The 10924-nt window shown below is 55.8% G+C and carries 11 protein-coding genes and 3 tRNA genes; 11 read left to right on the forward strand and 3 right to left on the reverse strand.

Translation table 11 applies throughout. From position 1 onward, the window contains the following. Positions 1-19: 19 nt before the first annotated feature. Both thiL and apaG read right to left on the reverse strand, forming a co-directional pair. Positions 20-1018, reverse strand: a complete 999-nt coding sequence (thiL, locus tag B9Z42_RS14760; protein WP_100134169.1) for a thiamine-phosphate kinase — start codon at positions 1016-1018, stop codon at positions 20-22. 8 nt (positions 1019-1026) lie between these two features. Further along, positions 1027-1419 carry a Co2+/Mg2+ efflux protein ApaG gene (gene apaG, locus B9Z42_RS14765; protein WP_100134170.1) on the reverse strand — a complete coding sequence of 131 codons (393 nt, stop codon included), beginning with the start codon at positions 1417-1419 and terminating at the stop codon, positions 1027-1029. A gap of 57 nt (positions 1420-1476) precedes the next feature. Between apaG and rpe the strand changes: the two genes are divergently transcribed. Next, complete coding sequence (gene rpe / locus B9Z42_RS14770; protein ID WP_100134171.1) at positions 1477-2166, forward strand: ribulose-phosphate 3-epimerase; 690 nt, start codon at positions 1477-1479, stop codon at positions 2164-2166. Here the strand turns inward: rpe and B9Z42_RS14775 are convergent. Next, positions 2163-4541 (reverse strand): TonB-dependent receptor, encoded by a 2379-nt coding sequence (locus B9Z42_RS14775; protein WP_100134172.1) that lies wholly within the window; start codon positions 4539-4541, stop codon positions 2163-2165. The genes rpe and B9Z42_RS14775 overlap by 4 nt on opposite strands. A 110-nt stretch (positions 4542-4651) precedes the next feature. Here B9Z42_RS14775 and gph point away from each other — a divergent pair, with 110 nt between their 5' ends. From gph to B9Z42_RS14825, 10 genes are all read left to right on the forward strand, one after another. Beyond that, on the forward strand, positions 4652-5374 hold the full coding sequence (gph, locus tag B9Z42_RS14780) for a phosphoglycolate phosphatase (RefSeq protein WP_100134173.1): 723 nt from the start codon (positions 4652-4654) through the stop codon (positions 5372-5374). A 209-nt stretch (positions 5375-5583) separates the two neighbouring features. Continuing rightward, a complete protein-coding gene (locus tag B9Z42_RS14785) occupies positions 5584-7095 on the forward strand; it encodes an anthranilate synthase component I family protein (RefSeq protein WP_100134174.1) in 1512 nt (503 codons plus the stop codon). Positions 7096-7100: 5 nt separating this feature from the next. Next, positions 7101-7670, forward strand: a complete 570-nt coding sequence (locus tag B9Z42_RS14790) for an aminodeoxychorismate/anthranilate synthase component II (protein ID WP_100134175.1) — start codon at positions 7101-7103, stop codon at positions 7668-7670. A 9-nt stretch (positions 7671-7679) separates the two neighbouring features. Next, complete coding sequence (gene trpD, locus B9Z42_RS14795; protein ID WP_100134176.1) at positions 7680-8726, forward strand: anthranilate phosphoribosyltransferase; 1047 nt, start codon at positions 7680-7682, stop codon at positions 8724-8726. A gap of 29 nt (positions 8727-8755) precedes the next feature. After that, positions 8756-9547: an indole-3-glycerol phosphate synthase TrpC gene (gene trpC, locus B9Z42_RS14800; RefSeq protein WP_100134177.1), complete on the forward strand. Its 792-nt coding sequence runs from the start codon at positions 8756-8758 to the stop codon at positions 9545-9547. A 17-nt stretch (positions 9548-9564) separates the two neighbouring features. Beyond that, complete coding sequence (locus B9Z42_RS14805; RefSeq protein ID WP_100134178.1) at positions 9565-10365, forward strand: uracil-DNA glycosylase; 801 nt, start codon at positions 9565-9567, stop codon at positions 10363-10365. A gap of 60 nt (positions 10366-10425) precedes the next feature. Further along, a tRNA-Tyr gene (locus B9Z42_RS14810) sits at positions 10426-10511 on the forward strand. Between the two features lie 62 nt (positions 10512-10573). Next, positions 10574-10647, forward strand: a tRNA-Gly gene (locus B9Z42_RS14815). A gap of 40 nt (positions 10648-10687) precedes the next feature. Further along, positions 10688-10762, forward strand: a tRNA-Thr gene (locus tag B9Z42_RS14820). 39 nt (positions 10763-10801) lie between these two features. Next, positions 10802-10924: GTP-binding protein (locus B9Z42_RS14825; RefSeq protein ID WP_233203667.1), on the forward strand; the 123-nt coding region annotated here is incomplete at its 3' end.

Genomic DNA, 10924 nt, shown 5'->3' on the forward strand with positions numbered 1-10924 from the left:
CTAAGACGGCGCTAAGCATTCAAGCGAAGTGATCAAACGATGCAAACCGCCTTGCAATGGGTTGACCTTGTGGGTCAAGTACCACCAAACCTTGTTGCTCGGTGATGCGGCCAATGCGGGTCACGGGCGTGTCGCTTTCCCAAGCTGCGGCGTGGACCATTTCGCGTTGCTCGATGGGTGCGGTGAAGCACAGCTCATAGTCGTCACCCCCCGCGAGGGCATAGTCGAGGCGCTTGTTCCACGACAGCGCTGCCAGCCAAGGGCTGATGCCAGCATCGGCATCTACACCTGCGCTGTGGCGTTGGGTGTTGGACGATTGCAGCCAAGCAGTGTCGATCTGAGCGCCCACGCCCGAGCGTTTCAAGATGTGGCCCAAGTCGCCCAGCAAACCGTCGCTCACGTCAATGGCGGCGTTGGCCACGCCGCGCAAGGCGGTGCCCAGGGCCACGCGAGGAGTGGGGCATTCCATGCGCGAACGGGAGTAAGCCAAGCCCTCTGGATCAATCGATTGGGTGCCGCGAAAAACTTCCAGCGCCAAGCGGGCATCGCCCACGGTGCCGCTGATGTAGATGTCGTCGCCCACTTGTGCGTTGTGGCGCAGCAAGGCATCGCCCGGGGGCACTTCGCCAAACACGGTGATGCAAATGTTCAACGGACCTTGGGTGGTGTCGCCGCCTACCAGTTCGCAGCTGTGTGCATCGGCCAATTGCAGTAACCCGCTGGAGAAACCAGCCAACCAAGTTTCGTCCACGCGCGGCAACGACAGTGCCAAGGTGAAGGCCATGGGCGTGGCGCCACTCGCGGCCAAGTCGCTCAAATTCACGGCCAAGGCTTTGTGGCCCAAGCGGGTGGGGTCGACGGTGCTCAAAAAATGGCGACCTTCCACCAGCATGTCGCTGGAGATGGCCAGTTGCATGCCCGCTGTGGGGGTCAACAGGGCGCAGTCGTCACCCACGCCCAACACAGCTTTTTGGGTGGGGCGCTTGAAGTAGCGCTCAATCAGGTCGAACTCACCCATGGCCGGTCTCAGTGCAGGTTGCGGTTGCCAGGCGCGTCGCTCAAGGCGTCCAGCACAAACATGGGGATGTCCACATCGAACTTTTCGCCATCTTCGGCCACACAAAAGTAGCTGCCGTGCATGGTGCCAGTGGGCGTGCGCAGGCGGGTGCCGCTGGTGTACTCAAACTGCTCGCCGGGCTTGAGCAAGGGCTGATGGCCGACGACGCCCAAGCCACGAATTTTTTCGTGCATGCCTTGGGCATCGTTCACGTTCCACGTGCGTGAGATCAATTGCGCAGGGATCGATCCCATGTTGGTGATGGTGATCGTGTAGGCAAACATAAACAGCCCGCCCTCTGGGTCCGATTGCTCAGGCAGGTATTGAGGATGAACTTCGACTTGGAATTTGTAACGTTGCATAGGCCTGATTTTGGCCTAAGCCAAAAGCGGCCTTGGCAGGGATGAAATAATCACCCCATGAACAGCACACGCCCCACCTTTCGCATTGCCCCCTCCATTTTGTCGGCCGACTTTGCCCGTTTGGGTGAAGAAGTCAAAAACGTCATTGACGCAGGCGCCGACTGGATTCACTTTGACGTGATGGACAACCATTACGTGCCCAATTTGACGTTCGGTCCCATGATTTGCCAAGCCTTGAAGCCCCACGCCAAAACCGCGGCGGGTGTGGCCGTGCCGATTGATGTGCATTTGATGATTTCGCCCGTCGACGCCTTGGCCGCTTCGTTTGCCGATGCCGGTGCCGACCTCATCAGCTTTCACCCCGACGCCAGCGCCCATGTGCATCGCAGCGTGCAGGCCATCAAGAGCAAGGGCGTGAAGGCCGGCTTGGTGTTCAACCCCGCTGAGTCGTTGGATGTGTTGAACTGGACGATTGACGAGATTGACCTCATCCTCATCATGAGCGTCAACCCCGGTTTTGGCGGTCAAAGCTTCATCGACTCTGCGCTGCGCAAAATCGAGCACGCCCGCAAATTGATCGAAGCCAGCGGCCGCGACATCCGCTTGGAAGTCGACGGCGGCATCAAGCCCGACAACATCCGCCAAGTGGCAGATGCGGGGGCTGATACCTTTGTGGCGGGCAGCGCTATTTTTGGCAAGCCCGACTACAAAGCGGTGATTGACCAGATGCGGGTGGCGTTGGCTTAAAGTGGGATCTTGCTGGTCAGGCCTACCACCCAGTTGCGGGGCAGGCCAGGCTCGAAGTATTGAGTTGCTGCTTGGTTCACGATGACCGAACTGACCGTGCTTTTATTCGTCAGGTTGTCGATGCCAACAAATGCCTCTAAGCGAGCTGTGCCAACTTGGTAACGCTGGCGTACCCGAGCATTGAAAATACTATATCCGGGGGCCAGTCCATCTGATGCAGAGTTGGAATCGCTCGCCCAGATACTTGAGCGGTGCACGAGATCTATGCCAGCCTCAAGGCCAAGCTGAGGTTTCTGCCCGGCTTGGGCAAAGCCTTTTTCAGACCACTGCAAAGATCCGAAAAGTTGTCGCTTGGGAATGGCTGGAAGTTGATTTCCCGAAGGGATAGTCGTGTTCGTAACGACGGGTGAACCGTTGACGACCCTCACGGAACTGCTGCTGAAGGCGTCTTCATAGTTTGCATTCATGATCGTTGCAGAGGCTTGGCTGCGCCAGTTGCCAGAGTGCTGGGTACGCAAGGCGAGTTCAAAGCCATCACGCAAAGTTCGTGGTGCATTTGCAAAAGACGTTTTGCCGCCTCGTGAGAGTTGCGTCACGATTTCATTTTCTGTGTTGATTTGAAACCAAGCTGCATCTACACGGGTCATGGGGGTTGGGTGCCATTTGGTTCCGACTTCAAGGTGCTTGCTTCTTGAGGCCAAAAGCGTTCGGTTGAACGATGTGTCGATCGTATTGTTAGTGCCCGTTTTGTAAGCTGCTTCCGAGAGGGTGGGTGTCTCAAATCCTTTGCCGTAGTTGGCGTAAAGGTTGAGGTTATCTTGTGCGTGCCAAGTAAGTCCTATCACTGGGCTCGTTGCTTTGTATTGAACACGGCCAGACCCATCTGCATCAGATCCCGGCCCAGTCGTTGGGTAGTCATCACGACTCTTGAGCGTGACGTCGCTTCGGCGGACACCTGTCGTAAGGGTGTAGCGCTCGTTAAGTGACCAATTGGCTTGGGCAAAATAATCAAGATTTCTTGCTGAATTCAATTCATCACGGGTCAGAGCATTGCCATTAGTTAGCGACTTTTCTCCGTTGGTGGTTGCGCCCGCCTGCCGTTGTTCTTGGGCATGGTCGTAATCGACGCCTGCAGTCCAAGTAACTCGCTTGCGATCAAATACGTGCGCCTTGCCATTGGCTTGGAGGCCCAGACCTTCAAAACGGCGTTCAAGTCCCGTCCATCCCGCAGGAACGGTTGCCTGATATTGCAAATTACTGCGTGTGCCGCTGTAAGCACGGCCTTGAAATTTGAGATCGCTGTGGACCGTATGCTCGATCACTGCGCCTACTTGGTCTTGTTTTACTGTTTTTCGCGTGTTGTTGGTTAAAGCGGAGGCGACAACTTCTTTTGGCTTCGTCAATCCAGCTTGAGTCAAACCCAGTGGGTCCTGAGCCGTTGGCATATCGAACATATTGACGATAAATTTAAAGCGCGTGTCAGGCTTGGCATCCACGGTAATCACACTATTGAGCTGCTTGCGCTCAGCACTACTTTGTTGGCGATAACCGTCAATCGAAAACGTGCTGTAGTCGGCCACGAGACCGACGTTGCCTGAGCGTTGGCTAATCTGCCAATCAGTGCGCTGCATGCCAAATGAGCCTGTGTACAAACTCACTTGAGCTTCAGGTGTAGCGCCTGCTTCCCGCGTGAACGTTTGAATCACGCCGCCCGACGCATTGCCGTAAAGCTGGGCCAGCGGGCCGGTGAGTACTTCTATACGGTCGGTGGAGGTCATGCTGATGGTTGAGGTTTGTCCTTGGCCATCAGGCATGGAAGCGGGAATGCCGTCTGTGATGAGTCGGATGCCACGCACGCCAAATGCAGCACGCGAGCCAAAACCGCGAATCGAAATTTGTACGTCTTGCGCGTAGTTGTTACGGTTCAGTGCCACCACGCCGGGGGCACGGTTCAGCACATCCGAGATGTTGACTTGAGGTCCTGAGTTACGAATGGTCTCCGCATCGATCGAAAAAACAGACGCTGGCGCATCAAATTGCTTTTGTTCCAAACGACCACTTTGCACCATCACATCGGCCAGTGCCGTCGTTGCGCTTTGGGCATGCAGGGCGGCGCTCGGGAAAACCCCAAGGCACAAACTGGCGACCAGTTTGAGGGCGTGACGTGCTTCTAAGTTTTGAGGCTGTTGCGCGATTTTCATGATCTTGACCGAGGTCTCCGTGTGGTGTCTGGTTTGAGTAAGGTGATTAAAAGAGAGAAAGGTTGTCAAGCAACCAAGTTTCTTGAGTAGGGCATTTTTGGTGGGCGGTAAAAAGTACGCAATGGTATTTCCCCTGCCACATGCTTGGTGTTTTGAACCGTGATGGGCCTTCATGTGTGTGGCCAAGTCGTGCAAGTTACGTCAGGTTTTGAGCGCTTGTGGTAGTGACTCTCAACCTGAGCCATACGCTATCTGTCGTTGTAAGGGGCGATAAACTCAAAACCATGAATACCCACTTCTCACATTTACAGGCAGCCATCATCGACCTAGACGGCACGATGGTGGACACCTTAGGCGACTTTGAAGTGGCGCTCAACCGCACGCTTGCCGATTTAGATTTGCCACCGATTCAGCGAGATTTGGTGTCGCGCACCGTGGGCAAGGGCTCCGAGCATTTGATCCGTTCGGTGCTGACGCATCAATTGGCCTTGCCCGAGGTTCAGTCGTCTGGCCTGATGTGCGCAAGCCGCACGCTGGATGATTTGTATGAACTGGCTTGGCCCCGCTACCAACACCATTACTTGGGCATCAATGGTGAGTTTGCGCAGGTCTATCCCTGTGTGGCTGAGGGCTTGCAGCAATTGCGCAGTGCGGGCTTGGTGCTCGCTTGCCTGACCAACAAGCCTTTGTCATTTGCCAAACCTTTGTTGGCGGCCAAGGGCCTGGATCGGTATTTTTCGCATGTGTTTGGCGGCGACAGCTTTGCCCGTAAAAAACCAGATCCGCTGCCCCTGCTTCGCACCTGCGAAATTTTAGGCACCGAACCGGCGCGCACCTTGATGGTGGGTGACTCTAGCAACGATGCCTTGGCCGCACGGGCCGCTGGTTGCCCTGTGGTGCTGGTCCGCTACGGCTATAACCATGGCCAGCCCGTCGATGCGGTCGATGCTGACGCGCACGTCGACGTGTTGACCCAAATTCAGGGCGCGTTGACCTTGGCTTGCTGAGCCTTTGTTAAACTGACCTTTATGTTCATTCATCGCAGCACTGTCACAGGTTGTCATGACCGGGGAGCCTGGCCCTGGCGTACGCCTTTGTTTACGCTCGTTTAACGCACGCGACACAAGCCGTGCCCCGCGCTGATGCATGGCCTTTGCCTCAGCACCTGTCCGAATGAACGCCCCATCTACACGGGGCAGAGCTGTGGAGGCTCACCATGACCGAAAACGAATTCAAAACATTGGCCCAACAAGGCTACAACCGCATCCCCTTGGTGGCACAAGCGTTTGCCGACCTCGAAACCCCTTTGTCGCTTTATCTGAAGCTGGCGCATGTCCAAAACCATGGCAAGCACAGCTTTTTGCTGGAGTCTGTGGTCGGCGGTGAGCGCTTTGGGCGTTACAGCTTCATTGGCTTGCCTGCTCGAACTTTGCTGCGCGCCAGTGGTTTTGGCGATGCTGCGAAAACCGAGGTGGTCACCGATGGTGTGGTGGTCGAGACCGTTGCGGGTAATCCGTTGGATTTTGTGGCCGCGTACCAAAAGCGTTTCAAAGTGGCGCTGCTCGAAGGCATGCCCCGTTTTTGTGGCGGATTGGCGGGTTATTTTGGCTACGACACCGTGCGTCACATTGAAAAGAAGCTGGTCAACTCTTGCCCGCCCGATGACTTGGGCATGCCTGACATCTTGTTGCTGCAAACCGAAGAGTTGGCGGTGATCGACAACCTGTCGGGCAAGCTGTCGATCATTGTCTATGCCGATCCAGCGCAGCCAGAGGCCTACGCACAAGCGCAAACGCGTTTGGCCGAGCTCAAGCTGCGTTTGAAAGCGCCTGCGTTAGCGCCCTCAATTGCACCTTGTGCCAGTCACCCCGCCGAGCGCAGCTTTGCCAAAGACGATTATTTGGCAGCCGTTTTACGGGCCAAAGATTTGATTGCTGCAGGCGACTTCATGCAAGTGCAAGTGGGCCAGCGTATTCATAAGAAGTTCACGGCCAGCCCGCTGTCCTTGTACCGCGCTTTGCGTTCGCTCAACCCTAGCCCGTACATGTACTACTACAACCTCGGTGACGCCCATGTGGTGGGTGCGTCGCCCGAGATTTTGGTGCGTCAAGAGTCAACGCCCGAGGGCCAAAAAGTCACCATCCGACCGTTGGCCGGCACGCGCCCACGCGGTGCAACGCCTGAGGCCGACAAGGCCGCTGAAGTCGAGTTGATCAACGACCCCAAAGAGCGTGCCGAGCATGTCATGTTGATTGACCTCGCGCGCAACGACATTGGCCGCATTGCCAAAATTGGCAGCGTCAAAGTGACCGAGGCTTTTGTGGTCGAGCGTTACAGCCATGTGATGCACATCGTGAGCAACGTGGAAGGCTTGTTGCTTGACGGTGCAGATGGCCAGCCACTCACCAGCATGGACGTACTCAAGGCCACGTTCCCTGCAGGCACTCTGACGGGCGCGCCCAAGGTGCATGCGATGGAATTGATTGACCAACTCGAGCTCACCAAGCGCGGTTTGTACGGCGGTGCGTGTGGTTACTTGAGCTTTGCAGGTGACATGGATGTGGCGATTGCCATTCGCACGGGCATCATCAAAAACGACACCTTGTACGTGCAAGCCGCCGCTGGTGTGGTGGCCGACTCTGTGCCCGAGTTGGAATGGAAAGAGACCGAGCACAAAGCGCGCGCCCTGTTACGCGCCAGTGAGTTGGTGGAAGAAGGTCTGGAGTAACCATCATGAAAAAAATCAAACTTCTCATGGTCGACAACTACGACAGCTTCACCTTCAACATCGTTCAATATTTTGGTGAGTTGGGTGCTGAGGTTGAGGTGTTTCGCAACGACGAAATCACGCTGGAAGGCATTGCCGCTCGTAGGCCGGATCGTTTGGTGATTTCCCCTGGCCCTTGCTCACCCGCTGAGGCGGGTATTTCGGTGGCAGCCATTCAACACTTTGCAGGTAAGTTGCCGATTTTGGGCGTGTGCTTAGGGCATCAAAGTATTGGTGCCGCATTTGGTGGAAAGATCATTCGCGCACAAGCGTTGATGCATGGCAAAACCAGCGTGATCACCACCACGCAAGAGGGGGTGTTTGCCGGTTTGCCCGAGAAATTCACGGTCAACCGTTACCACTCTTTGGCGATTGAGCGCAGCAGCTGCCCATCGTGTTTGAAGCCCACGGCGTGGACGGATGACGGCGAAATCATGGGTGTGCGGCACACCGAGCTTGATATTCAAGGGGTGCAGTTTCACCCTGAATCTATCCTCACGGAGTACGGCCACGCCATGCTCAAAAACTTTTTGTAAAGGCGCGTCATGACAGCCTCCCATGCCATTACCCCCCAAGAAGCGCTGCAACGCGTGATCGAGCACCGTGAGATTTTTCACGACGAAATGCTGCACATCATGCGGCTCATCATGGCCGGCGAAATGTCGCCGGTGTTGATGGCGGCGTTCATCACGGCTTTGCGCGTGAAGAAAGAAACGATCGGTGAAATTACCGCTGCCGCACAAGTGATGCGGGAGTTTTCCACCAAGGTGGCGGTGGCCGACCGACGTCACTTGGTGGACATCGTGGGTACGGGTGGTGATGGTTCGCACACCTTCAATATTTCGACGTGTTCCATGTTTGTGGCCGCGGCCGCTGGCGCGAAAGTCAGCAAGCATGGCAGCCGAAGCGTGAGCAGTAAAAGTGGCAGCGCGGATGTGTTGGAAAGCTTGGGCCTGAACATCAATTTATCGCCTGTACAAATTGCACAGTGCATTTCGGAGGTGGGCATCGGCTTCATGTTTGCCCCCAACCATCACCCTGCGATGAAAAACGTAGCGCCCGTTCGCAAAGAGTTGGGTGTGCGAACGATTTTCAACATCTTGGGTCCTCTCACCAACCCTGCTGGAGCACCCAATATTTTGATGGGGGTTTTCCACCCTGATTTGGTGGGGATTCAAGTGCGCGCATTAGAGCGCTTGGGCGCAGAGCATGCCTTGGTGGTTTACGGACGAGACGGTTTGGATGAGGTGTCGTTGGGGGCGTCGACCTTGGTGGGCGAGCTCAAAGACGGCCAAGTGCGCGAATACGAAATTCACCCCGAAGACTTTGGCTTTGCTATGAGCAGCAACCGTGCCTTGCGTGTGGAAACGCCGGAGCAATCGCGCGCCATGTTGCTGGGCGTGCTGGACAACCAAGCCGGTCCTGCGCGTGACATTGTGGTGCTCAACGCCGGCGTGGCTTTGTATGCGGCCAATCTGGCAGACAGCATCGAGGTTGGTATTGCGCGTGCGCGTGAGGCTTTGGCCTCGGGGGCCGCCAAAGCCAAACTTGGCCATTTGATGACAACAGCAAACCAACTCGCTGCAGCATAAATTTGCGCGTCGGCGCTAGAAAGAAAAATATGTCGGACATCCTGAATAAAATTGTTGCGGTCAAACACCAAGAGGTGGCTGCGGCGCTCAAACGCAAGTCTTTGCAAGCCATGCGTGCTGATGCCGAGAGTCGCGTCTTGACCCGTGACTTTGTGGGCGCTCTGCGCACCAAGATCGCAGCCGGTTTGCCTGGGGTGATTGCGGAGATCAAAAAAGCCAGTCCGTCCAAGGGTGTGATTCGTGAAGACTTCATTCCTGCCGACATCGCGCAAAGTTATGCCGAACACGGCGCGGCTTGTTTGTCGGTGTTGACCGACAAAGACTTCTTCCAAGGCAGTGTGGACTATTTGAAGCAAGCACGCGCCTCTTGTGATTTGCCTGTGTTGCGCAAAGACTTCATGGTTGACCCTTACCAAATCTATGAAGCGCGCGTGATGGGGGCCGATTGCATTTTGCTGATTGCCGCCTGTTTGGACGATGCGCAAATGGCGGAGTTCGAAGCGATCGCGCGCAGTCTCGACATGGCGGTGTTGGTGGAGGTGCACGATGCGCCAGAGTTGCAGCGTGCCTTGAAGTTGAAAACACCGCTGATCGGCATCAATAACCGAAATCTGCGCACCTTTGACGTCTCGTTGGACACGACGCTCGGCATGTTGGCTGATGTGCCGGCAGATCGATTGCTGGTGACCGAGAGCGGCATCGTGCAGCGCAGTGACGTGCAAACCATGCGCGACGCGAAAGTGCATGCATTTTTGGTGGGTGAAGCGTTCATGCGTGCGCCAGATCCAGGTGTGGCATTGGCGCAGTTGTTTGCCGATTGAGTCGCCGTTTTGTTGGGATGACGCAAGATTTATTTGGCGCTGATTCAGCGCAAGGGAGCGCCTCTTCGCTGGCGCCTCATTTGAAAGCGTGGTCTCCTGACACATGGCCTGTTCATGACGATTGGCAGCCGACGCTGACAACCTTTTGGCGCAGCTCTGAAGGAGAGTCTTTGTCCGCTTTTATCAAGGAGCGGTTGGCAAACGGCGCTGTTGTCTATCCAGAGCATCCGCTGTGGGCCTTGTTATTGACGCCACTGGCGAGTGTCCGTGTGGTGATTCTTGGGCAAGACCCTTATCACGGGCCTTATCAGGCCCAGGGTTTGTCGTTTTCGGTTGCGCCAGGCGTCAAGGTGCCGCCGTCACTGCGCAATATATTCAAAGAATTACAAAGAGATGTGGGTTTGTTGCCGCCGCAAAGTGGCTCACTAGAGTCATGGGCCAAGCGCGGGGTGTTGTTGCTCAACACCTGTTTGACGGTCGAGCAAGGCAGGCCAGCCAGTCATGCCAAGCGGGGGTGGGACTGTTTAACGGATGCATTGCTTACTCTGGTGGCGCGTACGGCACCAGCTTGTGTTTATATGTTGTGGGGCGTGCATGCGCAAGCCAAGGCGCCCATGATCGAGCTGCAAACTCGACGCAATATCTCGAATGTGGTCGAGGCTGGGCGTGTGCAGCGTGAGGCCTTGGTGTTGCTTGCCAACCACCCGTCGCCACTGTCTGCGTTGCGGCCGCCGCTGCCCTTTGTCGGATGTGGCCACTTTTCGACCGCTACACATTGGCTGTCGCAGCGAGGCCTAGAGATATCTTGGGCTTTATGAGCGAAATTTATTGCGGCTAAACGCGTAGCTTCCAAACTCTGGTATAGTCTGAGGTTCGCCGGAGGGGTGCCCGAGTGGCTAAAGGGGGCAGACTGTAAATCTGTTGGCTTACGCCTACACTGGTTCGAATCCAGTCCCCTCCACCAGCGAAAATAACAAGTGTTGCCTAGGTGATCCTGCGAATGTCAATGCCGGTTTCCGGTTAGATGCGGGAGTAGTTCAATGGTAGAACCCTAGCCTTCCAAGCTAATGACGCGGGTTCGATTCCCGTCTCCCGCTCCAATTGTTGTTTTTGCTGGATTGATTGGCGGTCAGAGTTATTGCCCTTGTGGCTCAGTGGTAGAGCACTCCCTTGGTAAGGGAGAGGTCGCGGGTCCGATTCCCGCCAAGGGCACCAAATTTTTTGTGATTGACTTATTTTTTTCGGAGTCGAGAAATGGCAAAAGGAAAATTTGAACGTACCAAGCCGCACGTGAACGTCGGCACGATTGGCCACGTTGACCACGGCAAAACAACCTTGACTGCAGCGATCACCACGATCCTGTCGGCCAAGTTTGGC

It is taken from the genome of Limnohabitans sp. B9-3 (assembly GCF_002778325.1).
Classification (GTDB): Bacteria; Pseudomonadota; Gammaproteobacteria; order Burkholderiales; family Burkholderiaceae_C; genus Limnohabitans; species Limnohabitans kasalickyi.

Excerpts from the sequence above, each read along its gene's own strand:
- thiL (WP_100134169.1), bottom strand. The coding sequence starts at position 1,018 with ATGGGTGAGTTCGACCTGATTGAGCGCTACTTCAAGCGCCCCACCCAA.
- apaG (WP_100134170.1), bottom strand. The coding sequence starts at position 1,419 with ATGCAACGTTACAAATTCCAAGTCGAAGTTCATCCTCAATACCTGCCT.
- rpe (WP_100134171.1), top strand. The coding sequence starts at position 1,477 with ATGAACAGCACACGCCCCACCTTTCGCATTGCCCCCTCCATTTTGTCG.
- B9Z42_RS14775 (WP_100134172.1), bottom strand. The coding sequence starts at position 4,541 with ATGAAGGCCCATCACGGTTCAAAACACCAAGCATGTGGCAGGGGAAAT.
- gph (WP_100134173.1), top strand. The coding sequence starts at position 4,652 with ATGAATACCCACTTCTCACATTTACAGGCAGCCATCATCGACCTAGAC.
- B9Z42_RS14785 (WP_100134174.1), top strand. The coding sequence starts at position 5,584 with ATGACCGAAAACGAATTCAAAACATTGGCCCAACAAGGCTACAACCGC.
- B9Z42_RS14790 (WP_100134175.1), top strand. The coding sequence starts at position 7,101 with ATGAAAAAAATCAAACTTCTCATGGTCGACAACTACGACAGCTTCACC.
- trpD (WP_100134176.1), top strand. The coding sequence starts at position 7,680 with ATGACAGCCTCCCATGCCATTACCCCCCAAGAAGCGCTGCAACGCGTG.
- trpC (WP_100134177.1), top strand. The coding sequence starts at position 8,756 with ATGTCGGACATCCTGAATAAAATTGTTGCGGTCAAACACCAAGAGGTG.
- B9Z42_RS14805 (WP_100134178.1), top strand. The coding sequence starts at position 9,565 with ATGACGCAAGATTTATTTGGCGCTGATTCAGCGCAAGGGAGCGCCTCT.